Origin of the sequence: Marinobacterium marinum (genome assembly GCF_013868415.1) — a bacterium.
GTDB classification, from domain to species: domain Bacteria; phylum Pseudomonadota; class Gammaproteobacteria; order Pseudomonadales; family Balneatricaceae; genus Marinobacterium; species Marinobacterium marinum.
This window is the reverse complement of sequence record NZ_JACEMT010000050.1, coordinates 1-22,684: the sequence shown is the minus strand read 5'-3', so window position 1 is coordinate 22,684 and position 22,684 is coordinate 1. Positions and strand designations below refer to the sequence as shown.

The 22,684-nt window shown below is 55.9% G+C and carries 21 protein-coding genes, 2 tRNA genes and 1 pseudogene; 16 read left to right on the top strand and 8 right to left on the bottom strand.

The genetic code is table 11. The features are described 5' to 3' along the window. Positions 1 to 33: 33 nt before the first annotated feature. The 12 genes from H1S06_RS10440 (at position 34) to H1S06_RS10385 (ending at position 12,108) form a co-directional block, all read left to right on the top strand. Entirely contained in the window at positions 34 to 510 is a 477-nt protein-coding gene (locus H1S06_RS10440) for a CinA family protein (protein ID WP_181739904.1), read from the top strand. Positions 511 to 600: 90 nt separating this feature from the next. After that, positions 601 to 1,644, top strand: coding sequence for a recombinase RecA (gene recA / locus H1S06_RS10435; RefSeq protein ID WP_181739901.1), 1,044 nt, complete (start codon positions 601 to 603; stop codon positions 1,642 to 1,644). Positions 1,645 to 1,704: 60 nt separating this feature from the next. Beyond that, entirely contained in the window at positions 1,705 to 2,175 is a 471-nt protein-coding gene (locus H1S06_RS10430) for a regulatory protein RecX (protein ID WP_181739899.1), read from the top strand. Between the two features lie 165 nt (positions 2,176 to 2,340). Beyond that, positions 2,341 to 4,935, top strand: coding sequence for an alanine--tRNA ligase (alaS, locus tag H1S06_RS10425; protein ID WP_181740049.1), 2,595 nt, complete (start codon positions 2,341 to 2,343; stop codon positions 4,933 to 4,935). Between the two features lie 55 nt (positions 4,936 to 4,990). Further along, complete coding sequence (locus tag H1S06_RS10420) at positions 4,991 to 6,226, top strand: aspartate kinase (RefSeq protein ID WP_181739897.1); 1,236 nt, start codon at positions 4,991 to 4,993, stop codon at positions 6,224 to 6,226. 193 nt (positions 6,227 to 6,419) lie between these two features. Beyond that, a complete protein-coding gene (gene csrA / locus H1S06_RS10415; protein WP_181739895.1) occupies positions 6,420 to 6,608 on the top strand; it encodes a carbon storage regulator CsrA in 189 nt (62 codons plus the stop codon). A 64-nt stretch (positions 6,609 to 6,672) separates the two neighbouring features. Further along, positions 6,673 to 6,760: transfer RNA gene (locus H1S06_RS10410), tRNA-Ser, on the top strand. 9 nt (positions 6,761 to 6,769) lie between these two features. Beyond that, positions 6,770 to 6,846: transfer RNA gene (locus tag H1S06_RS10405), tRNA-Arg, on the top strand. 73 nt (positions 6,847 to 6,919) lie between these two features. Further along, positions 6,920 to 8,380, top strand: coding sequence for a tRNA uracil 4-sulfurtransferase ThiI (gene thiI, locus H1S06_RS10400; RefSeq protein ID WP_181739893.1), 1,461 nt, complete (start codon positions 6,920 to 6,922; stop codon positions 8,378 to 8,380). A gap of 346 nt (positions 8,381 to 8,726) precedes the next feature. Further along, positions 8,727 to 8,972 carry an OadG family protein gene (locus H1S06_RS10395; RefSeq protein WP_181739891.1) on the top strand — a complete coding sequence of 82 codons (246 nt, stop codon included), beginning with the start codon at positions 8,727 to 8,729 and terminating at the stop codon, positions 8,970 to 8,972. Between the two features lie 41 nt (positions 8,973 to 9,013). Further along, complete coding sequence (oadA, locus tag H1S06_RS10390) at positions 9,014 to 10,795, top strand: sodium-extruding oxaloacetate decarboxylase subunit alpha (protein ID WP_181739889.1); 1,782 nt, start codon at positions 9,014 to 9,016, stop codon at positions 10,793 to 10,795. 11 nt (positions 10,796 to 10,806) lie between these two features. Beyond that, positions 10,807 to 12,108: a sodium ion-translocating decarboxylase subunit beta gene (locus H1S06_RS10385; RefSeq protein WP_181739887.1), complete on the top strand. Its 1,302-nt coding sequence runs from the start codon at positions 10,807 to 10,809 to the stop codon at positions 12,106 to 12,108. Between the two features lie 46 nt (positions 12,109 to 12,154). Here H1S06_RS10385 and H1S06_RS10380 read toward each other — a convergent pair whose 3' ends face one another. Beyond that, a complete protein-coding gene (locus H1S06_RS10380) occupies positions 12,155 to 12,703 on the bottom strand; it encodes a TetR/AcrR family transcriptional regulator (protein WP_181739885.1) in 549 nt (182 codons plus the stop codon). A gap of 148 nt (positions 12,704 to 12,851) precedes the next feature. On the opposite strand from H1S06_RS10380, the gene H1S06_RS10375 reads away from it, so the two are divergent. After that, positions 12,852 to 13,391 (top strand): carboxymuconolactone decarboxylase family protein, encoded by a 540-nt coding sequence (locus tag H1S06_RS10375; RefSeq protein ID WP_181739884.1) that lies wholly within the window; start codon positions 12,852 to 12,854, stop codon positions 13,389 to 13,391. Positions 13,392 to 13,411: 20 nt separating this feature from the next. Here H1S06_RS10375 and H1S06_RS10370 read toward each other — a convergent pair whose 3' ends face one another. Continuing rightward, positions 13,412 to 14,335, bottom strand: a complete 924-nt coding sequence (locus H1S06_RS10370) for a histone deacetylase family protein (protein WP_181739882.1) — start codon at positions 14,333 to 14,335, stop codon at positions 13,412 to 13,414. A gap of 301 nt (positions 14,336 to 14,636) precedes the next feature. Here H1S06_RS10370 and H1S06_RS10365 point away from each other — a divergent pair, with 301 nt between their 5' ends. Further along, positions 14,637 to 16,235: a response regulator gene (locus H1S06_RS10365; RefSeq protein ID WP_328515331.1), complete on the top strand. Its 1,599-nt coding sequence runs from the start codon at positions 14,637 to 14,639 to the stop codon at positions 16,233 to 16,235. 90 nt (positions 16,236 to 16,325) lie between these two features. On the opposite strand, the gene H1S06_RS10360 is transcribed toward H1S06_RS10365, so the two are convergent. Together H1S06_RS10360 and H1S06_RS10355 are read right to left on the bottom strand one after the other, a co-directional pair. Then, positions 16,326 to 16,562 (bottom strand): hypothetical protein, encoded by a 237-nt coding sequence (locus tag H1S06_RS10360; protein WP_181739880.1) that lies wholly within the window; start codon positions 16,560 to 16,562, stop codon positions 16,326 to 16,328. 136 nt (positions 16,563 to 16,698) lie between these two features. Then, positions 16,699 to 17,613, bottom strand: a complete 915-nt coding sequence (locus tag H1S06_RS10355) for a LysR family transcriptional regulator (RefSeq protein WP_181739879.1) — start codon at positions 17,611 to 17,613, stop codon at positions 16,699 to 16,701. Between the two features lie 107 nt (positions 17,614 to 17,720). Between H1S06_RS10355 and H1S06_RS10350 the strand changes: the two genes are divergently transcribed. Next, the gene (locus H1S06_RS10350; protein ID WP_181739877.1) at positions 17,721 to 18,851 is read left to right on the top strand and encodes an FAD-dependent monooxygenase; all 1,131 of its coding nucleotides are present in this window, start codon (positions 17,721 to 17,723) and stop codon (positions 18,849 to 18,851) included. Positions 18,852 to 18,869: 18 nt separating this feature from the next. On the opposite strand, the gene H1S06_RS10345 is transcribed toward H1S06_RS10350, so the two are convergent. After that, complete coding sequence (locus H1S06_RS10345) at positions 18,870 to 20,156, bottom strand: ferredoxin reductase family protein (RefSeq protein ID WP_181739875.1); 1,287 nt, start codon at positions 20,154 to 20,156, stop codon at positions 18,870 to 18,872. Positions 20,157 to 20,228: 72 nt separating this feature from the next. On the opposite strand from H1S06_RS10345, the gene H1S06_RS10340 reads away from it, so the two are divergent. Further along, positions 20,229 to 20,753 (top strand): IclR family transcriptional regulator, encoded by a 525-nt coding sequence (locus H1S06_RS10340; RefSeq protein WP_181739872.1) that lies wholly within the window; start codon positions 20,229 to 20,231, stop codon positions 20,751 to 20,753. A gap of 53 nt (positions 20,754 to 20,806) precedes the next feature. On the opposite strand, the gene H1S06_RS10335 is transcribed toward H1S06_RS10340, so the two are convergent. The 3 genes and pseudogenes from H1S06_RS10335 to H1S06_RS10330 form a co-directional block, all read right to left on the bottom strand. Beyond that, positions 20,807 to 21,232, bottom strand: coding sequence for an ATP-dependent zinc protease family protein (locus tag H1S06_RS10335; RefSeq protein WP_220183849.1), 426 nt, complete (start codon positions 21,230 to 21,232; stop codon positions 20,807 to 20,809). Next, positions 21,225 to 21,542: a cation:proton antiporter regulatory subunit gene (locus tag H1S06_RS15590; protein ID WP_328515335.1), complete on the bottom strand. Its 318-nt coding sequence runs from the start codon at positions 21,540 to 21,542 to the stop codon at positions 21,225 to 21,227. Before H1S06_RS15590 ends, H1S06_RS10335 begins: the two co-directional genes overlap by 8 nt. A gap of 27 nt (positions 21,543 to 21,569) precedes the next feature. Continuing rightward, positions 21,570 to 22,448: pseudogene (locus H1S06_RS10330) on the bottom strand (ATP-grasp domain-containing protein); the annotation flags it as partial. Positions 22,449 to 22,684 lie beyond the last annotated feature (236 nt).

Genomic DNA, 22,684 nt, shown 5'->3' with positions numbered 1-22,684 from the left:
CAGCCTGCGTACTCGCGGCTTTGGAGTAATACAATGAAAAATCTGGCACAGAAGGTGGGAGAAACGTTGGCGGCCAAGGGAATGAAGCTGGCAACGGCGGAGTCCTGTACCGGCGGCTGGGTGGCTCAGGCCGTGACGGCCGTGCCTGGCAGTTCAGACTGGTTTGATTGTGGTTTTGTCTCCTATTCGAATACGGCCAAACAGAAGATGCTGGGGGTCGATGCGGAGGCGCTTAACACCAGTGGTGCGGTCAGCGAGCCGGTTGTTGCTCAAATGGCGGAGGGTGCGCTGCGTAACAGCGAGGCCGATATTGCGGTTGCCATCAGCGGCTATGCCGGCCCGGAAGGCGGCAGTGAAGACAAGCCGGTCGGGACGGTCTGGCTTGCCTGGGCCATTACCGGACATCCAACGGTGACCTGCCTGAGTTTCTTTACCGGCGATCGTGACGATATTCGTCTGCAGGCTGTGGAACAGGCGCTGGAAGGGGTTATGGCTTACCTGCCGGGTTAATCCTGACAGGAGGTTGCAATCTGATCAGGGTGTGGAATAATACTGTCCAGATATACAGTATATAACCCTCGGCCAATGAAAGGTTTCCCGATGGACGCAAACAGAAAAAAAGCGCTGGATGCAGCACTGTCACAGATTGAACGTCAGTTCGGCAAGGGTGCCGTCATGCGCATGGGGGATCAGCCCCGTGAAGCGATTCCCGCCGTTTCAACCGGTTCTCTGGGTCTGGATATTGCGTTGGGTATTGGCGGCCTGCCGTTTGGTCGAGTCGTCGAAATCTACGGTCCGGAATCCTCCGGTAAAACCACGTTGACGCTGCAGGTGATCGCCGAAGCACAGAAACAGGGTAAAACCTGTGCGTTTGTGGATGCCGAGCACGCGCTGGACCCGGTCTATGCCGAAAAGCTGGGGGTTGATGTCGACGCGCTGTTGGTGTCCCAGCCGGATACCGGTGAACAGGCACTGGAAATCACCGACATGCTGACGCGCTCGGGGGCGGTGGATGTCATCATCGTTGACTCGGTAGCGGCCCTGGTGCCCAAGGCCGAAATCGAAGGGGAGATGGGGGATTCCCACGTGGGTCTGCAGGCACGTCTGATGTCCCAGGCTCTGCGCAAACTGACGGGGAGCGTCAAGCAGTCCAACTGCCTGCTGGTATTCATCAACCAGATCCGTATGAAGATCGGCGTCATGTTCGGCAACCCTGAAACCACCACTGGCGGTAACGCGCTCAAGTTCTACGCCTCTGTGCGTCTGGATATTCGTCGTACCGGTGCAGTCAAGCAGGGTGACGAAGTGGTCGGTAACGAGACCCGTGTGAAAGTGGTCAAGAACAAGGTCTCTCCGCCGTTCCGTCAGGCCGAATTCCAGATTCTGTATGGACAGGGCATCTACCACATGGGCGAAGTGGTGGACCTGGGCGTGCAGCAGGGGCTGGTGGACAAGTCCGGTGCCTGGTATGCCTACAAGGGTGACAAGATCGGCCAGGGCAAGGCCAATGCTGCCAAGTATCTGGAAGATCATCCGGAGGTGGCGGAAGAGATTGAAAACGAAATTCGTGCCCGGTTGTTGAATGTGCCCAAGCCTAAAGAGAATGCGGCACAAACCGACGAAGCGGGACAGCTGGATCTCTGATCCGGCATGTTTTATCCACAGGGGCCTCAGGGGCCCCTGTTTTGTTTCAGAGGGAGAGCAATGGCCAGAGAACTGGAAACATCGACCGAAATACGCAGCGCGGCCATCGCGTTACTGGCCCGGCGAGAATACAGTCGCGCCGAGCTGGAACGAAAGCTGGGGGGGCGAGTGGCCGACCCTCGGATGCTGGAACAGGCGCTGGATCAATTGCAGGACGATGGCTACCAGAGCGATCGGCGTTTCACCGAGGTATTTGTGCGCAGTCGGCTGGGATCGGGATATGGACAGATGCGTATTCGTCAGGAACTGCAGCGCAAGGGCATTGACCGTGACAGCATTGAACGCGTGCTGGAAGAGCAGGAAATGGATAGCCGCCAATTGGCCTGTGAGTGTCATCAGCGCCGCTTCGGAGAGACCACATCGAGTAACCCTAAAGACTATGCCAGACGCATGCGTTTTCTGGTGAACAGGGGGTTTTCATTCGAGGATGCCCGTTATGCCATTATCCACGGTGCGGAAGCGCCCGATTGAAGCAAGTGGCCGGCGGCAAACGCGCGCGCAAAAGCTATCGTACATTTTTTGCCCGCGTTATATACTTGTCGGCTAATTTTTGCGTACAAATGTCCGCTTTTTAACAGCCAAAAAGCGGTCTGTCGTGCCAATCAGTACAGACGCAACGGACCTTATATGAACTACATGACAAGTGCGGAGATCCGCCAGGCATTTCTCGACTATTTCAATCGGCAGGGACATGAAATTGTCGCCTCCAGCCCGCTGATTCCGGGCAATGATCCGACGCTGCTGTTCACCAACGCGGGGATGGTGCAGTTCAAGGACGTCTTTCTGGGATCGGACAAGCGCCCTTACAGCCGCGCCACGACCTCTCAGCGCTGCGTACGTGCCGGCGGCAAGCATAATGACCTGGAAAATGTCGGCTACACCGCACGTCATCACACCTTCTTTGAAATGCTGGGCAATTTCAGTTTCGGAGACTACTTCAAGCGCGAAGCGATCAAGTTTGCCTGGGAGTTTCTGACTCAGCGCCTGGGACTGCCGGAAGAGCGTCTCTGGGTGACCGTGCATTACACCGATGACGAAGCCGAGAAAATCTGGAAAGAGGAGATGGGGGTCAGCCCCGAGCGTTTCTCCAAACTGGATGAAGATAACTTCTGGGCCATGGGAGATACTGGTCCCTGCGGCCCCTGTACCGAAATTTTCTTTGATCACGGGCCTGATGTGGCTGGTGGTCCTCCCGGCAGTCCGGATGAAGATGGCGACCGCTACATCGAAATCTGGAACCTGGTATTCATGCAGTACAACCGTTCCGCCGATGGCACCATGGAGCCGTTGGAGCGTCCGAGCATCGATACCGGCATGGGGCTGGAGCGTGTAGCGGCTGTCATGCAGGGCGTGCACAGCAACTACGAAATCGATCTGTTCCAGAATCTGCTCAAAGCCACGGCCAGCGTACTTGAACTGGATAACATCGACAGCAAGTCGTTGCGTGTCATTGCCGACCATATTCGTTCCAGCGCCTTCCTGATCACGGATGGTGTGGTGCCGTCGAATGAAGGCCGCGGCTATGTACTGCGTCGCATCATGCGTCGTGCCATTCGCCACGGCAACAAGCTGGGTGCCAAAGCGCCGTTCTTCCACCAGCTGGTGGCACCGCTGGTGAAGGAAATGGGCGATGCCTATCCCGAGTTGGCCAAAACCCAGGCCCAGATTGAGCGTATTCTGCTGAAAGAAGAGCAGCAGTTTGCCAAGACTCTGGACCACGGCATGCAGTTGCTGACCCAGGCCATTGCCGAGTTGGACGACAAGGTCATTCCGGGTGAAACCGTTTTTCGTCTGTACGATACCTACGGTTTTCCGGTGGATTTGACGGCGGACGTGGCGCGTGAACATGAATTGACGCTGGATATGGACGGTTTCGAACAGGCGATGGAAGCGCAGCGTCAGCGTGCACGCGCCTCTGGCCAGTTTGCGGTTGATTACAACGAACAGATCAAGCTGGAAGGCCGCACGGCCTTTACCGGCTATGAGCATCTGGAAGACCGTTCGAAAGTGGTGGCCCTGTACCGCGCGGGCGAGCAGGTGAATCAGCTGTCGGCGGGCGAAAGCGGTGTCATCGTGTTGAAGAACACGGCCTTTTACGCCGAGTCGGGTGGACAGGCCGGTGACAAGGGCGCGCTGCGCTGGGACCGTGGTCAGTTTGACGTGACCGACTGTACCAAGGAAAGCGGCCACCACCTGCATCATGGTTGTATGAGCGAGGGCCTGCTGCAGGTTGGCGATCAGGTCGTAACCGAAGTGGATTTGGCCAACCGTCAGGCAACAGCCCTGAACCACTCGGCGACTCACCTGTTGCATGCGGCGTTGCGTGAAGTACTGGGCGATCACGTTCAGCAGAAGGGCTCTTTGGTCAATGCCGAGCGCCTGCGTTTTGACTTCGCGCATTTTGAAGCGATGACCGATGAGCAGGTTGCCGCTGTTGAAACGCGGGTGAACGACCTGATTCGTGCCAACTCGGCGGTTGAAACCGAGCTGATGGAGCTGGAAGAGGCCAAAACCCGAGGCGCCATGGCGCTGTTCGGTGAAAAGTACGATGACGAAGTTCGCGTCCTGAGCATGGGCGACGGTTTCTCGGTCGAGCTGTGTGGCGGTACTCATGCCAAGCGTACCGGCGATATCGGCTTGCTGAAGGTTGTGGCCGAAAGCGGCATTGCATCCGGTGTACGTCGTATCGAGGCGGTGACCGGAGCCGGGGCACTCAGCTGGGTGAATGGCAGCGAGCGCGCATTGGGTGAGATCGCGGTCCTGGTGAAGGGGGGGCGTGACACGGTTCTGGACAAGGTACGGGGCCTGAACGAGCGTACCCGTCAGCTGGAAAAAGAGATTGAGCGCCTGACGGCCAAGCTGGCGAGTGCTCAGAGCGGTGACCTGCTGAGCCAGGTTCAGGACGTGAAGGGCGTCAAGGTCCTGGCAGCCCGTCTGGAAGGAATCGAACCCAAGGCGCTGCGCGACACGCTGGACCAGCTGAAGAGCAAGCTGGGCAGCGGGATTGTGGTACTGATGACCGCTCAGGGCGAGAAAGTCAGCGTGATTGCCGGTGTGACCAAGGATTTGACCGGTCAGGTGAAGGCTGGCGATCTGGTACGTGAACTGGCAGCACGGCTGGGCGGAAAAGGCGGTGGACGCCCTGACATGGCTCAGGGGGGCGGCACCGATGCGGCTGCGGTTCCTGCAGCGTTGGAGGCGGTGCCCGAATTGGTTGCGGCAAGCCTGTAAGTGAGACGGACGCTGCCGATGCTTCTGGTGTCGGCAGCCGAATGGAAGCTGAAAAATGGCGTTATACGTGCAAAAGTACGGTGGCACCTCGGTAGGCTCGGTGGAGCGTATCCAGGCGGTTGCCGAGAAAGTGAAAGGCTTTCGTCAGCAGGGACATGATGTTGTAGTGGTGGTGTCGGCCATGAGCGGAGAGACCAACCGTCTGATTGCCCTGGCTCAAGATATGCAAACACAGCCCGATCCACGGGAAATGGATGCGCTGGTCTCCACCGGAGAGCAGGTGACCATTGCGCTGTTGTGCATGGCTTTGAAAAAAATCGGCGTGGACGCGCGTTCCTACACCGGTGCCCAGGTACGTGTACTGACCGACAAGTACCACACCAAGGCCCGCATTCAGGATATTGAGACTGAGCGAGTACGCACGGACCTGGACCAGGGGCGTGTCGTGGTAGTGGCGGGTTTCCAGGGGGTGGATACCGACGGCAATATCACCACACTGGGACGTGGCGGCTCCGACACCACCGGTGTGGCGCTGGCAGCAGCTCTGAAGGCGGACGAGTGTCAGATCTATACCGATGTGGACGGTGTGTACACAACCGACCCACGGGTGGTTGAGGGGGCTCGGCGCCTGGAAAAGATTACCTTCGAAGAGATGCTGGAAATGGCCAGCCTGGGTTCGAAGGTACTGCAGATTCGCGCCGTTGAATTTGCAGGCAAGTACAAGGTCCCGCTGCGGGTGTTGTCCAGCTTCAAGGATGGCCCCGGCACACTGATTACGATAGAGGATGATGAAGCCGTGGAAAAGCCGGTTATCTCAGGTATTGCGTTCAACCGTGACGAGGCCAAACTGACCGTCATGGGAGTCCCGGATATTCCGGGTGTGGCTTCACGAATACTGGGGCCAATCAGCCGTGCCAATATTGAAGTCGACATGATAGTGCAAAATATCGCAGCCGATCACACAACAGACTTTACTTTTACCGTGCACAGGAACGATTATGATAAGGCACAAGGCGTGCTGCAGCAGGTCGTAAAAGAACTGGGCGCACGTGAGTCGGTCGGGAACAATAAGATCGCCAAAGTGTCGATTGTGGGTGTGGGAATGCGTTCTCATGCGGGAGTGGCCAGTAAGATGTTTGACGCCCTGGCAGCGGAAAACATCAATATCCAGATGATTTCCACCTCCGAAATCAAGGTATCGGTGGTGATTGCCGAAAAGTATCTGGAGCTGGCAGTGCGCGCGCTGCATTCGGCGTTTGACCTGGATGCATCTGATACAGTCAGCGAGTAACGACGGTATTGGATGACGGGGGCTAACAACTGTTCTATAGTACCGTCGAAGGCCCCCTCAAAGCGGTTTTGAGGTGCTTTTTATCCGCCCGTGGTAACCTGGATGTTCTGAGGACGTAGGGTGGTGTGGGTAGAAGAGTACTTCAGTAATCAGGAATTCAGCGCCCAACAGGATAACTTAAGGAGAGCCACACATGCTGATTCTAACCCGTCGTGTCGGTGAGACACTCATGGTTGGTGACGACGTCACCGTTACTGTACTCGGTGTCAAAGGTAATCAGGTCCGCATCGGCGTGAATGCGCCCAAGGATGTATCTGTGCATCGCGAAGAGATCTATCAGCGCATTCAGCGTGAAAAGTCACAAGACAACGAACAAGATTAATTTTTTTAAAATTTCTCTTTCCTTTTGAAAATCAGTCTTGTAACATATGCGCCGTTGTTGACAAGGTGAGTTGGCCGAGTGGCTGAAGGCGCGCCCCTGCTAAGGGCGTATACCGCAAGGTATCGAGGGTTCGAATCCCTCACTCACCGCCATTTTGATGTGCGCCCGTAGCTCAGCTGGATAGAGTACCTGGCTACGAACCAGGCGGTCAGAGGTTCGAATCCTCTCGGGCGCGCCATCCTCCCTCCTCAGATTTATATCGTCATCGCAAGCCGGACCTTTCGTCTGATTCTTAATATTCCGGAACTACCATGAAATTCATTGCCAAGCTGTTTCCTGAAATCACGATCAAAAGTCGTCCTGTGCGTCGCCGTTTAATTCAGCGTCTGCAAAGTAACCTGCAAATTCTGTTGAAGCGTCTGGATGCCGATATCAAGGTCAGCGGTTTCTGGGACAAGGTGGAAGTCAGCTTTGCCGGACAGAATGATGAACTGAGCCGGCAGATCGTTGATGAAATGCGCCGAGTGCCCGGTATCCAGAACTTTCTGGAAGTGCAGGAGTACCCGTTGGGCAACTTTGACGAGGCTTTCCAGTTGACCCGCGAGGCCTATGCCGAGCGGCTGAAGGGAAAGACCTTCAAAGTGCGTGTAAAGCGGACAGGACAGCATGACTTCACCTCGGTCGAGATGGAGCGCTATATCGGTGGCGGTCTGCGTCAGCACACGGAAGCGGCCGGTGTGGATGTGCGCCAGCCGGAAGTCTGGGTTGATCTGGAAGTGCGTGACAACAAGCTGTTTGTCGTGACTGCGAACCATAAGGGCCTGGGCGGCTATCCGCTGGGTACACAGGAAGACGTGCTGTCACTGATTTCGGGCGGCTTTGACTCGATAGTGGCCTCCTACATGACGATGCGTCGTGGCTGTAAAACGCATTTCCTGTTTTTCAATTTGGGTGGGCATGCGCATGAAATTGGCGTGAAGCAGGTGGCACTGTACCTGTGGAAGCGTTACGGCGCTTCGGCTCGAGTCAAATTCATCACGGTGCCCTTTGAAGAAGTTGTGGGCGAGATTCTGCAGTCGGTACATCATTCTCACATGGGGGTGGTGTTGAAGCGGATGATGATGCGAGCCGCCGATAAGGTGGCCGATCGTATGCAGCTGAATGCGCTGGTGACCGGTGAAAGCGTGGCTCAGGTATCAAGCCAGACGCTGCCGAACCTGCGCCTGATTGACGAGAGCTGTGAGCATCTGGTGCTGCGTCCACTGGTGACGATGGATAAGCCGGATATTATCGACATCACTCGTCAGATTGGTGCATTTGAGTTTGCCAGCGCCATGCCCGAGTTTTGCGGTGTCATTTCCGACAAGCCGACAACCTGTGCCCGTCGTGAGCGTGTCGAGGAAGAGGAAAGCCACTTTGACTTTGATGTTTTGGAGCGTGCTCTGGAGCAGACGGAAGTAATGCGGATTGATGAGATTGTGGAAAATCAAAATATCAATTCCGAGATTGAAGCGATGACGCGGGTGGGTGGACACCAGACTCTGATCGACATCCGCTCTCCGCGTGAGCAGGAGCGCAAGCCGCTGAATCTGCCGGGGTGTGATATTCGGGTTATGCCCTTTTATCAGTTGGCGTCCGAATTCCCGGTATTGCCGCAGGAGCGCGAGTATCTGCTGTATTGCGACAAGGGAGTCATGTCGCAAATGCATGCCCAGCATCTGCATGAGCTCGGCTATGAAAATGTGAAAGTGTTCCGTCCAGCCACTCTTTGAGTGGCTTTTTTATGCCCACTCTTTGTAAATTAGCCAAAAGGCTAATGTCTAATTGTTGTTTTAATCATCCCTATCTGTGCTAATGTCGACACTATTGTCGCAGTTGGCGTTGTCTGATTGGCAAAATGTAAAAAAATTACAGATTGTCGACAATCTTGCAATCGCCCCCTGAGTTTGCGGTAGAATAGATTCGTTCGATTATGCCGCTCCGACTGATAGCTTTTGTTGGGGACTGGTTTAGTCTGATCGCTTGTCTGTCTCCCGGCTCTGATACCAGGAGAGTTGAGTGCGGCCAAAAGCCGCTGGCAGACCCCAGGTTTCGATTTACAACAGGAGCACCCACAAGATGGATAATCTGTTCTCGGAAGGCCTTACTCTCATGGCTTTCGGCATGGGTTTCGTCTTCGTCTTTCTGACGTTGCTGGTGTTTGTCACCGGCATCATGTCGCGGCTGGTTACCCGTTATTTCCCGGAGCCGGTTGCTGCAGCACCCAAGTCTCGTCCCCAACCCGTTGCCGGCGCACCAGCAGACAACAATGATGAACTGGTTGCAGTCATCACTGCAGCGGTGCACAAGTACCGAGCCAAGTGACGCGGTGTACAACAAGAACTTCTGATAGGAAAGGCTAACTCATGTCCGACGTAAAAAAACCGCTAGGCATTACCGACGTCGTCCTGCGTGATGCGCATCAGTCTCTGTTTGCGACCCGCTTGCGGCTCGATGATATGCTGCCGATTGCCGAGAAACTGGACCAGGTTGGTTTCTGGTCTCTGGAAAGCTGGGGGGGGGCTACCTTCGACTCCTGCATTCGCTATCTGGGCGAAGATCCCTGGACTCGCATTCGCGAGCTGAAGGCGGTTATGCCGAATACGCGTCAGCAGATGCTGTTGCGCGGTCAGAACCTGCTGGGCTACCGTCATTACGCCGATGATGTTGTCGACAAATTTGTTGAGCGCGCCGCGACCAATGGGGTGGATGTGTTCCGCATCTTTGATGCGATGAACGACCCGCGTAACCTGGATCGTGCCATCAAGGCGGTGAAAAACTGTGGCAAGCATGCTCAGGGTACCATCTCCTATACCACCAGCCCGGTGCATACCATTGAAACCTGGGTCGATTACGCCAAGGCACTGGAAGACCTGGGGGCGGACTCCATCGCCATCAAGGATATGTCAGGTATTCTGACGCCGTACAACGCCTTTGATCTGATCTCCCGCCTGAAGGCGCAGACCGGTCTGGAAGTTCAGCTCCACGCCCACGCCACTGCGGGTTTGTCTGATATGACCATTCTGAAGGCTGTTGAAGCCGGTGTGGATCGTGTCGATACGGCCATTTCTTCCATGTCCATGACCTATGGTCATACCGCGACCGAATCTGTTGTGGCGGCGCTTGCGGGCACCGACCGTGATACCGGTCTGGACTTGAATGCGCTGGAAGAAATTGCCGCCTACTTCCGTGAGGTACGGAAAAAGTACGCCCGTTTCGAAGGTTCTCTGCGTGGTACCGACTCCCGTATCCTGGTCGCTCAGGTCCCGGGCGGCATGCTGACCAATATGGAAAGCCAGCTGAAAGAGCAGGGCGCTGCGGACAAGTTTGATGAAGTACTGGCCGAGATTCCGCGTGTGCGTGAAGATCTTGGCTATATCCCGCTGGTAACGCCGACTTCTCAGATCGTGGGTACCCAAGCGGTGATCAACGTCCTGATGGGCGAACGTTACAAGACCATTTCCAAGGAAGTACAGGGCATTCTGAAAGGTGAATACGGTGCAGCGCCGGCGCCTTACAATGCCGAACTCCAGGCTCGAGTCCTGGCAGGCAAGGAGCCTCTGACCTGCCGTCCGGCAGACCAGCTGCAGCCCGAAGTGGATAAGCTGACGACTGAGCTGAAGCAGCTGGCAACCGAAAAGGGAATCAAACTGGAGCAGGATGAGCTCGAAATTGACGACGTTCTGACCTACGCTCTGTTCCCGCAGATCGGCCTGAAATTCCTGCAAAACCGCGGTAACCCCGACGCCTTTGAACCTGTACCGACGCTTGAGGACGCACAATCCATGACAGCCAAGAAAAACAACGGACCGGAAGTCTACACCATCAATGTAAACGGCCAGAACTATGTGGTTCAGGTAACCGAGGGTGGTGATGTGTCCTCCATTCAGTCTGCGCCTGCTGCAGCACCGGCAGCTGCTCCGGCGGCAGGTTCCGGTGAGCCGGTCCCGGCTCCCCTGGCCGGTAATATCTGGAAGGTTCCGGTAGCGGCCGGTCAGGCGGTTCAGGAAGGTGATGTATTGGTGATCCTGGAAGCGATGAAGATGGAAACCGAAGTGCGTGCTGCACGTGCGGGTACCATCGTGTCGGTCGATGTTAAAGAGGGTGACGCCGTACAGGTCGGCGATGCCCTGGTGACTCTAGCCTAAGGTAAAGCCGCATGGATAAGCTACTTGATCTATGGCAGGCGTCGGGGATTTACAATATCTCCTTCGGCCAGCTGACCATGATGATCATCGGCATGGTGCTGCTCTACCTTGCAATTCGCAAGAACTTTGAGCCGCTCCTGCTGGTTCCGATCGGTTTCGGCGGTATTTTGGCCAACATCCCTGAAGCGGGGCTGGCCATGTCGGCGGTGGAAAATGCGCTGCATTTCGCCAAGCCAGAAGTGTTGCAGAGTCTGGCTGGTGTGCTGGGTGTCAACAGCACCGACGTGCAGGAGCTGGCACATGCCTACAACAACTCAAATGCCAGCATGCATGCGGCGGCGGGTTTGGCCGCTCAGGATGCCGGTTACAGCAATGGCATGTTGTATAACTTTTATACTGTTGCCATTGCCTCGGGCGCCGCACCGCTGATCATTTTCATGGGTGTGGGAGCCATGACGGACTTCGGTCCGTTGCTGGCTAACCCGAAGACTCTGTTTCTGGGGGCGGCGGCACAGTTCGGTATCTTTGCCACTGTGTTGGGCGCCGTGGCGCTGAGCAGTTTCGGCCTGATGGACTTCAGCATTCAGGATGCGGCCGCGATCGGGATCATTGGTGGAGCCGACGGCCCGACGGCAATTTATGTTGCCAGTCTGTTGGCACCGCACCTGCTGGGTGCGATCGCGGTAGCGGCCTACTCTTACATGGCCTTGGTACCGCTGATTCAGCCGCCGATCATGCGTGCTCTGACCACTGAGTCCGAGCGCAAGATCAGCATGAGTCAGCTGCGTCATGTGTCCAAGACCGAGAAGATCCTGTTCCCGATCCTGTTGCTGGTACTGGTGGCGCTGTTGCTGCCGGATGCCGCACCGCTGCTGGGCATGTTCTGCTTTGGTAACCTGATGCGTGAGTGTGGCGTGGTTGATCGTTTGAGCGATACGGCTCAGAATGCGTTGATCAACGTGGTGACCATTTTCCTGGGCCTGTCCGTGGGTTCCAAGCTGTCTGCAGACAAGTTCCTGGATGTTCAGACGCTGGGTATTCTGGTACTGGGCATTGTGGCTTTCGGTATCGGTACCGCTTGTGGCGTGCTGATGGCCAAAATGATGAACAAGATGCAGGGTGGCAATGCGATCAACCCGTTGATCGGTTCGGCCGGGGTCTCGGCCGTACCAATGGCGGCACGTGTTTCCAACAAGCTGGGGCTGGAAGCCAACCCGCAGAACTTCCTGCTGATGCATGCCATGGGGCCCAACGTGGCCGGTGTTATCGGTTCGGCAGTCGCGGCAGGCGTGATGATCAAGTTTGTGGGTTAACTCCCCGCCGATCCAACAAAACGGAGCCTGATGGCTCCGTTTTTCGTTAGCGGTTCAACAGGGCAGTAATGGCACCCAGGCAGTGCTTGATGGCCGTGTGGCTGTCCTGAACCCGTCCCAGAGTCAGCAGGCCTTCATACATGGGCAGCAGGGCCAGCGCGGCTTCGGTTTCAAAGCCCTCCTCTGCAAGCAAGCGCTCCAGAAATTCCAGCATCCATTGCATGTGTTCGGCAGCCAGTGCCCGGATGGGCGGGTTGGAGTACATGAATTCGGCCGCCGCGTTATTGAACAGGCAGCCGTTAAAGTCACTTTCTTCGCACATTCCGCGCAGGTCTCTGAAAAGGGCAAGGATACGCTCGACCCCGGTGCCGGCCAGTGCCTGGGCCTGGGCTTCGAGTGCCTGACGTACACGCAGGCTGGAGCGTTCCAGAACAGCAAGAATCAGGGCGTCCTTGGAGGGAAAATGTTTGTATAAAGTTGTCTTGGCCACACCGGATTCGGCCTGGATGAGGTCGATTCCGGTTGCGTGGAAGCCGCCTCGATAGAACAGCTGTTCGGCGGTGTCCAGGAGGAGGTCGCGTCTGGGCGTAGGCATGGTACTGGGCATCCGGGTGTGAATATGGCTAAAGGTAAAGGCAGACATCTTACCAGTTTCGGTAAAATGATTGACGCTACAGATCTGTACACTTATTATTAAGGGGTGTACAGATCTGTTTTTTTATTGAGAGATGAGGATATTCACGATGTCACGCATGCCTATGCTTTGCCCGGATACCGCTTGTGAGCAAGGGGCTCCCACGCTGGCGCAGATTCGTAAACAACTGGGTATGCTGCCCAACTTCTTTGCCGGCCTGGCCAACCATGGCGCTTCATTGAATGGCTATCTGGCGTTTGAAGAGCAGCTGTCCGAAAACAGTCGTCTGAGTCCGGCTCAGCGTGAAATGATTTCCCTGGCCGTAGCCAACGCCAATGGCTGTCACTACTGCGTCAGTGGGCATACCCTGTCGGCGAAGCATGTCGGCGTTGATGCAGAGGCCGCACGGCTGGCTCAGCAGGGCAAGGCCGTTGAGCCGAAGGATCAGGCCATTCTGGACTTTGCAATGGATCTGTTGGAACAGAAGGGACACTTATCGGATGAAAGCCTGACTGCGGCTCGCACTCTTGGGCTGGATGATGCGACCCTGGTGGAAATTACCAGCTGGGTGGGAATCAACAACTACAGCAATTGGATCAACAATTTGATCCAGCCGAAAATCGATTTTCCTGAAGTACCGCTGATCTGAGGGAAGTGGTTCTGGGCGGTTTAGAAACCGGCCAGAACCTCCAGGTGGGCTTGCACGCTGAATGCCAGAGGAACCGGGTTATAGCCGCCCTCCAGCACTGACACGATGCGCCCCTGGCAGTATTGATCGGCAAAGGTCTTGATAACCTGAGTCACCTGGCGGAAATCTTCTTCTTCCAGATTCAGGTCGGCCATGGGGTCTTCCTTGTGAGCATCGAACCCGGCCGAAATGAAAATCATGTCCGGCTTGTGTTCATGTAGAGCGGGCAGCCATTGTTCCTCAATGGCGCGATGGAAAATATGCGGCTCGGTATGAGCCGCAATCGGGCAGTTGACGATATTGGGGCGGTCAATCTCGTGGTAGCGCTCCGGGTAGTAGGGATGCTGGAAGGTCGAGCAAACCAGTACCTCGGGGCGGTCCTTGAAGATATCCACAGTGCCGTTGCAGTGGTGCACATCGAAGTCGAGGATGGCGACGCGCTGAATGCCGGGTTGCATCAAGGCGTGTGCCGCGCCGATTGCGATATTGTTGTACAGGCAAAAGCCCATGGCCAAGTTGTATTCGGCATGATGACCCGGCGGGCGTACGGCGCAGAAAGCGTTGTCGGCCTTGCCGGACAGAACCCGGTTGGTGGCGAGAATCACGCTGCCGGCTGCCAGGCTGGCTGCATGCAGTGATTCCGGACACATGGCGGTGTCGTCATCGGTATAGACCACCCCTTCCTGAGGCAGTTTGGCTTCCAGGCGTTTCTGATGCAGCTTGTGATGAGCCAGACTGATCTGCTCTTCTGTGACGGGAACAGCCGTGACCTGATCCAGCTGATCGATCAGGCCGGTGCGTTGCAGCACCTTGTTGATGGCCGCCAGCCGAATGGGGCTTTCCGGATGCTCCGGCCCCATGTTGTGAAGCATACAGTCCTTGTGCGTGATAAATGCCGTAGTCATAGCGCTAGCCTGCTCCTCTATTGTCGACATTCTAGAGGAAAAAAGGCTGACCGAGGCTTAGGCGAAGGTCTTAAATGCCATAAAACCCTGATCAGTGTATTGGTATTTGACCCCGGTCATGAACTTTGAAGACGGGGTCTTTTATAGTGGTCGGCACAGCATAGAACTGTCTTTGGCACCGGATCTCTCTCCCGATATCCGGTGTTTTTTTATCCCCTTCTTGTTCTTCTTGCCGCTTTCCATGCTCTGTATACTGGATATAACCTATAACAGTATCAGACTTCAGGGTGGACCGGCCACAGTGGCTTCTCGCACGATTGACTACTCCCACAAAAAGGTTCTGCTGATCGACAGCAGCGGTAACTTGCGCTCGACCATTTTTTATATGCTGCGCGAGCTGGGTGTACGCAACGTCAAGGCGGTAACGGTTAACGACAAGGTTTTGAGTCTGATTCGGGAAGAAGCTTTCGATGTCATTCTGATGGGGCACAACAGCAGTGATGCCGTAACCGGCCTGCAACTGCTGGAAGAAGCACGTTTTCGCGGTTTTATGCGGCCTACGGCAGGCTGGATTTTCATGACCAGCGATGCCTCACAGGCCGTGGTGTTGCATGCGATCGACAGCCGTCCGGATGATGTGTTGACGAGGCCATTCAGCATTGACGAGCTGAAGAGCCGGCTGGACCAATTGATATTGCGCAAGATCGCTTTGGCGCCTGTCGAGCAGGCGATGGAGGCGGGGGATCTGGAAGCGGCGGTGCAGGCGTGTGATGACCTGCCGCGTCAGGATGCCAATCGTGATGATGCGCGCTGTCTGAAAGCCGATCTGTTGCTGCGGTTGGGGCGGCCCGAGGAGGCCTACGCGGTGCTTGAACCCGCATTTTGGCAGACGCCGGACAAGGAGCTGGGACTGTGCATGGCGCAGGCGTTAATCGCGATGCAGCGTCTGGCGGAGGCACAAGATGTACTGGAAAGCCTGATCGAACAGTACCCTCTGTTGATAGCAGCCCACGATCTGCTTGCTCAGGTCTGCGAGCTGAGTGGTGACCTTGAGGGCGCACGCGATATCCTGCAACAGGCGACCAGCAAGGCTCCCTTGGGTATTCCGCGCCAAATGGAACTGGGCCGGGTGGCCACGCGAACCCATGTGCTTGAACTGGCGGAAGGAGCCTATCGCAAGTCGATAAATCTGGGGCGGCACAGTTGTTACCGTTCACCGGACCCCTATCTTAGGTTGGCCAATATCCGTCGCCTGGAGATGCAGGGAGCCGACTCGCGCCGACAGATTGAGCTGCGCAATGACCTGGACATGCAGCTGAACAGGGCCGAGCACGATTTTCCCAGTGATGCGGGCCTGAAGGTGAGGACGGCGCTGTTACGTGCCAGGGTGTGCCGGGACCAGGGCGAGCAGGCAGAGGAAAACCGATATCGGCAGGATGCCCAGCGTTACAACGCGGCGCTGGACCAGCCGCTTGAACTGGAGCACGAAGCGCGGATACTGTCCGGCGATCAGATGGTGCCAGTCGCAAGGACTCCGGAGAGTGGCAAGTCACCGGTTCAGCGTGACCATAACATGAGTGACAAGGTTAACCGGCTGGGGGTCAAGCATTATCTGGCTGGCAAGATGCCACAGGCCACCCGGTATTTCGGTTTGGCCATCGAATACAATCCGGGTAATGCAGCGGCACTGCTGAATCTGGCGCAACTCTTCCTTGAAGCAGCGCGTGATAGCGAGAAACGACGCGAACAGCGTTTGAAAATGGTGGAGCGCTATTTGCACCTGACGGCACGACTGCCGTTGGATACGGCCGAATCCTTGCGTCAGAGCCAGCTGGAGGCCTTCCTGGCTCAGCCTGTAGACAGCTTGCCAGCAGGCAGTCTGGGAGTTCTGTTGCGATAATGTTGAGCCAGTGGGTATAAAAAAACCCGCAAGGAAGGCCTTGCGGGTCTAAACAACAAACAACAGATTAGGCATCAACACCTGAAAGCGTCAAACGGTCTTGACCGTTCCCATATGACGAATCACATGGGCACCGACACGGTGACCACTGACAGCAATCTCGCCCTTCCAGCGCATCCAGGTCAGCAAATCACCAACCTGTTTGAACCAGCGGGCAAAAGCACCGGGGCCTTGCTCCTGAGAGCATTCGGTATAGCCCATAGCGACCAGTTCCAGGTGGATACGACGATCCTCGTTTGGAAAACCGGTATAGTGCTTTTTGTTCATAACAACACTCCCCAATATGTGTGTTAGACCTTAGTATTATACATAGCCCCCAAAGAGGGATCAATTGTTGAATCAATAGTCAACACTGTATTGCAAAAATCATTTCAACTTCTGATCAGGTACTCCTGGCATGCGATTACGACTGATCAGGCTGCTCCTCCTTGGGAGGCGGTTTGGCCAGATGTGCCTGCAGGTGCTCCAGAAACGCCTTCACCTTCTCCAGCGGGTATTTTCGACCCGAGTAGAACGCATACAGCACCAGGTCTTCGGGTTCGTCATCGAGTACAACACGAATCAGTGTTCCCGCGTCCAGTTCGGTTTGACAGGCATGTACGGGGAGCAGGGCAAATCCCAGTCCTTTCAAGGCGGCAGCCTTGGCCATATGACCGCTGTTGACCTTGTAGCCGGAGCGTACGGGCAGAGTTGGTGTCCGCTTGAATCGCCAGGGCATGCCCTGCAACACCGACAGGCTGGTAATGCAGGGGGCTTTGCTCAAGTCCGCCAGAGAGGCTGGCAAGGGTTGGCGCTCCAGCAGTCCCGGGGCGGCGACTACGCAGCTGGGCCAGCGCAGAATCTCACGGGCAACCCAGCCTGAATCGTCCAGTGGACCTCGTCCAAAGCGCAGCACCAGATCGAACCCGTCCAGCAGTCCTTCCGTTGGATTCAATTGAGTATCGCAGCTGAGCTGCACATGCGGATGGGTGAGGCAGAAGTCCGCGATGATGTCGGCCAGGAAAGGGAGGTCAGGGGTTATGATTTTCAGATGCCCGGACAGGCTGTCGCCATGCAGTGAAACCTCCTCCAGCGAATCCTTCATGGCCTGAATAAGCGGCGTGATGGAAGCATACAGCTGCTTGCCCCCGGCTGTCGGAATCATCTTGCGTGTCGTGCGCTCCAGCAAACGCACCTTGAGCTGTTGCTCCAGTAGCGCGACGTGACGGCTGACATTGGAGGTTGGCACCTGGAGCTGCTCTGCGGCTCGTTTGAAGCTCAACTGTTCGTAGACGGCCTGAAAGCTCAGTAACCAGCGTAATTCGATGTTATGAATCATGTATTCATTCGTTAAATGGGATTAATAACGCAATATTGGCCAATTTATCCTGAATAATGGATTTGTGACAATCGCCTCAACGATAAAATTCAGTTGAGGCAGAGTTCATGTGTGATCCGTATCGAATAGCTATTGTCGGGGCGGGAGTCGCCGGGATGGCGCTGGCGATACTGGCCAGCCGGCAGGGGTATAAGGTCAGTTTGTATGAGCGCGGCACTGAAGTATCTTCTATCGGTGCCGGCGTGACCTTGTGGCCCAATGCCATGTGGGTTATGCGACAAATGGGGCTGGAACAGGCGGTCAGACAGGAGGGAGGTGCACCGCGGTTCATGCGGCAGTTTGATTCACAGGGCAGGCAGCAGGGCGAGTTCGACATCAAGGCGGTCAATGCGTTGAGTGGCTTTCCCAGCATCACGATTTTGCGTCGTGACCTGATGCGGTTGCTGGCTGGTCGTTTGAGTAAACTGGGTGTCGAAATCCGCTTCGGTCAGAATGTGTCCCTGGAGTGCATCGACCGTCTGAAGCAGACGCATGATCTGGTGGTGGGTGCCGATGGTCGCATGAACTCGGTTGTGCGTCAGGCTTTGTACGGAGACAGGGTGCACCCTGTCTATCAGGGCTTCATCAATATTATCGGAATCAGCCGACGGGAAGAGAGCGGCATCGAGCCTGCCATTCATGAATACCGTGGTGCCGGAGAGCGTTTTGGTATTGTGCCGGTACACGCGGGGCTGTGTTATTGGGCTGGAGCCTGGGCAGCCCCTGTCGATAGGGAACGGCCTCTGGCGGACTGGTATCGAGAGCTGCGGCAGCGGTTCATGCATTGGCCAGATCCGGTACGGCAGGTGCTGGCTTCTCATGAGTCGGCATCACTCAATCGCATTTTCGTACATGATCTTGATCCTCTGCCCTATTGGCATCGGGACAATGTGCTGATTTTGGGCGATGCGGCGCACGCACCTTTGCCAACTTCAGGGCAGGGGGCTTGCCAGGCGTTGGAAGATGCCTGGCATCTGGTGCGTTTGTTGGCAGAGCAACAGGAGACGGCAAGGGTTTTGCAAATGTTTTATCAACAGCGCATCAGCAAGACAACCATGGCTCAGGCCATTGGGCGCCGGATAGCGGAGAGTCTTTTTTCGCAGCCGGGCGAGGTCCGGGCGGTGATGCCGAGCCCGTCTGCCGAGCAGCTCAATGAACTCTGGATGCAAGGGCTGGGCGGTGGATCGGCTACTGATTAATGCCCGGATGCAGAATGTTCAGCGGAATTCAAAATGTTCCTGATGAAAGCGGAGGGAGAATGCTCGGTTTTTCAGCCCTTGCCGCAGCGCCGTGGCCAGGCCCTTAGGCCCACAGAACCAGATGTCCACTTTTGCTGCCTGAATCTGCAATCGATCAGCGCTCAGGCGTTCTCCCTGTTGGCTGGCATGTACTTGTACGCTGACTGAGGGCAGCTGTTGCGCCAGCGCCTGTAGGCGTTCCACATTCGGGTCATCGACCGTGCTTTGCGTGCAGTAGTGCAGTGTGACGGAGGGAAAAAGGTGGTTTGCCTGGATCAGGCGGTTTTCCAGAGCGGCAAGAAACGGCGTGATTCCGACGCCACCGGCGATCCAGATTTGCTGGGCGCAGGTACGCCCTTTCTCGGGATTAAAGCACCCGTAGGGTCCCTCAACGGTGACAGTATTACCCGTCTGCAGCCGGTTTGGCAGAGTGCGGGTGTAATCCCCCAGTGCTTTAATGTGAAAACCGAGTTGGCCATCCTGTCGGTCTGCTGTTGTCAGTGTGAAAGGGTGTGCGCCTTCGGTGCGATTGAAGGTCACCAGGGCAAACTGCCCGGCGCGATGGCCGGGCCAGCGCCGGCCCATCTCGCACACGACTTCCGTAGTGGTATGGGAGAGTTGCCGTACTCTGTGTACCAGTCCCTGCCAGCGGCGGGCTTTGCCAATCCGGCCGCTCAGTGACAGCAGGCTGGCGGTGCTACCTGCGCCGATCAAAACGGCCATCAACCCGCCCGTAGGCTGTTGCCACCAGGTCAGCGGTGCCAGCAACAGGGAATGGGCGGCCAAGGCAAGGTAGATCGCTGGCATGAGGCGGTGCAGGTAGCGCCAGAAGCGGTAAGGTACCCAGCGAATCAGTGTTATGGCGACCAGCGCCAGCAGAAGATACAGGCCGGGTTCTCCCAGGTCTTCAACCAGGCCCTGAAGGCTGCCAAGCAAGCCTGAAAAGTCGGCTTCACGTAGACTGCGGTCCTTGCCAAACAGGGCCTTGATGACATCATCTGCCATTTCAATCAGCCAGTGAGTCAGTGCAAACACGGTCCCCAGAATACCGGTCCACTTGTGTAGGTGGTACTGCTTGTCCAGCCCACCCAAGGGGATCTCCAGCCATCGCGACCGCAGGGCCAGGAACATGGTAATGGACATGAAGTTGATGGCCAGAAAGCCGCTGAGCGTTAGAAAGTGCTCATAACTGAGACTCCATTGCCAGACGCCCAGTTGCAGGGCCAGGAGCGCCAAGAGACTCGTAATCAGGTATCGATTCGCCATGCAGAAGTTCCTCCGTAGATGGAGCTATTCTGCAGGGCGTAGCTGATATCAAGCTTAAAAACGGGAGGCGCGTTGCAGCGGATCGTCCGCTCACTGAAACTACCGGAATTACATTTTTATAAGTTTCTTGGGCGCAACAGACTTTATATGCTAAGGAGGGTGTTCACGCCGGTTAAATGCGAGGTGCTGTCATCCACGGATATGGATGCGGCTGGTCTTGAAACGCTGCATATTCTGTCGGGTTATCCCACATCCACCATCAAGCGCATCATGGATGACTTGCAGGAGCTGGATGACGTTGCTGCCCTGCTGATTGATTCGCTGCAGAGTGAGAAACAGCAGGGTGTGTGCGCGAGAGTCGACCATTCCTGGGAGTATGGTTTCGACAAGCCTTTTGCCATTGCCGCGATTGCTGTTCCGGTGCGGTTTGAAAGGCAGACCGTAGCTGCGTTGAGTCTTTATTGGGATGCCGCCCGGGTCAGAAGGAAGCCGAACTTCAACTTTCAAAGCTCTCTGCTCAATGCCGCCGGCAGAATTGAAGCGTTAATGGCCGAGCGCCACCGGTTGTACAAGAAAGTGGCGCTCGATCTGTCATGAACAGATATAGGTTCACACAAAGTGATTGGGGCTGGCGCCGTCACAGGCGCTGATCAATGCCTGGACAATAGATAGGACCTGCCGGGATCAACCAGGTAATGTCCCTTCATGGTGGTGCGACCGATCAGCATGCGAAACCCCATTGAATCGCGGTTGGTCAATGTCACTTCTGCGATGTGGGTGGCTGTGCCTATGGCAATTCGGGTCTCGATGACGTAGCGCATCTCGCTGTGTCCACCGGAATCACGCACCTCACGTTCATCCAGCAAGGGTGCTTCGCACTCGATTACCGTTTCTGAGTCCCGCTGCAGCGGGTGGAGCTTAAAACGTACCATCTTCACGCCACGAACCTCTGCCAGGCTGACATCAAAGGCATGTAAAGCAGAGGTTCTCGCGCCGGTGTCGACCTTTGCCTTGATCTTGGCGATTCCCAGATCAGGTAGCGAAACCCATTCTCGCCATCCAAGAGTTTTAGTCATTCCCGTCATTCCCGTTAGAGTCAGGGTTGGTTACTTCGGTATCCGGAAGGTCCATAATTTTTGGTCGGCGCCTGCGCTGTGTACGAGCCGGAACCATGCCGCGCATGGACTCGAGCTTGCCAAAACACAGCAATTTATCCCCAGGCTCCAAAAGCCGCTCCGCCTTGGGGTTGGGTATTACCTTGTTCCCGCGGTAAAGCGTCAAAACGTTCAGGTCTTTTGCTGACAAGTCGATATCGGATATGGTCTTGCCCACATATTCCGAGCCGTCAGGAACAAGGATTTCGCTGACCCCGTAGCCTTTGCTCACTGTCAGTCGCTGTCGAATGTCAATTTCAGGGAATTCAACCTGCGCCACTATATAGTCAATAATGGCGCCCGCGACGTCCAGCTGCGTACAGCTTTCAATACCTTCCAGTCCGGGGGAGGAATTGACCTCCATGATTTGTGGCCCGGTGGCGCTCTCCAGCATATCTACGCCCGCGACTCGCAAGCCCAGGATCTGCGCTGAGCGAATGGCTGCTTCCACATATTCTTCCGGAAGATCAACGGGTTCGGCGACACCGCCGCGGTGGACGTTGCTGCGGAACTCCTGGCCTTGGGCAACACGCCTCATCGCTGCAACGACGCGATCACCCACCACCAGGGCACGAATATCCCTGCCACGGCTTTCTGCGACAAATTTCTGAATCAAGACGTTTTGTTTCTGGCTCTGTAATAGCTCGATAATTGACTCGGCTGCCTTAACGGTATCGGCCAGTAAAACGCCTATGCCCTGTGTACCTTCGATGAGCTTGATAATGACGGGGGCTCCCCCCACGCGTTCGATAGCCGGCAGTACATCCCGTTTATCCCGTACAAAGGTGGTTTCGGGTATACCAATATGGTGACGTGCAAGAATTTGAAGGCTGCGCAATTTGTCGCGGGAGTTGGCAATGCCATGAGCCGTATTGGCGCAAAAGACGTCCATCTCCTGAAACTGCCGGACGACCGCTGTACCATAGTAGGTAATGGAAGCGCCGATTCTGGGCAACACGGCATCATAGTCACTGAGCTGTTTACCTCGGAAATATAAATCCGGGGCACCCCGCTTTAAGTCGATGGCAAACTTTAAAGTATCCAGTACTTTTACATTGATTCCCCGGTCTAACGCCGCCTCTTTCAAACGACGGGTGCTGTAGGATTTTAGAGATCGAGAGAGTATGGCCAGCTTCATGGTTATGTTCTCGGTTGTCGGGGGATGAAGGGATACCGGGGAGGAGCAAATTTGCCCTGAGGTCAGCATAGTTCAATGTTGGGTATGACACACCCTGATCGGTCTGGTTCCAAGTGTCTGCAGAGTGTCCATACGCGGCTTGGGAAGGTGTGATCAAGTCCGCGTCATGGGATAATGCTGACTGAACATGATCGAGGACGCATAAGATGGATCAGCAACTTACATTCGCGGACAGC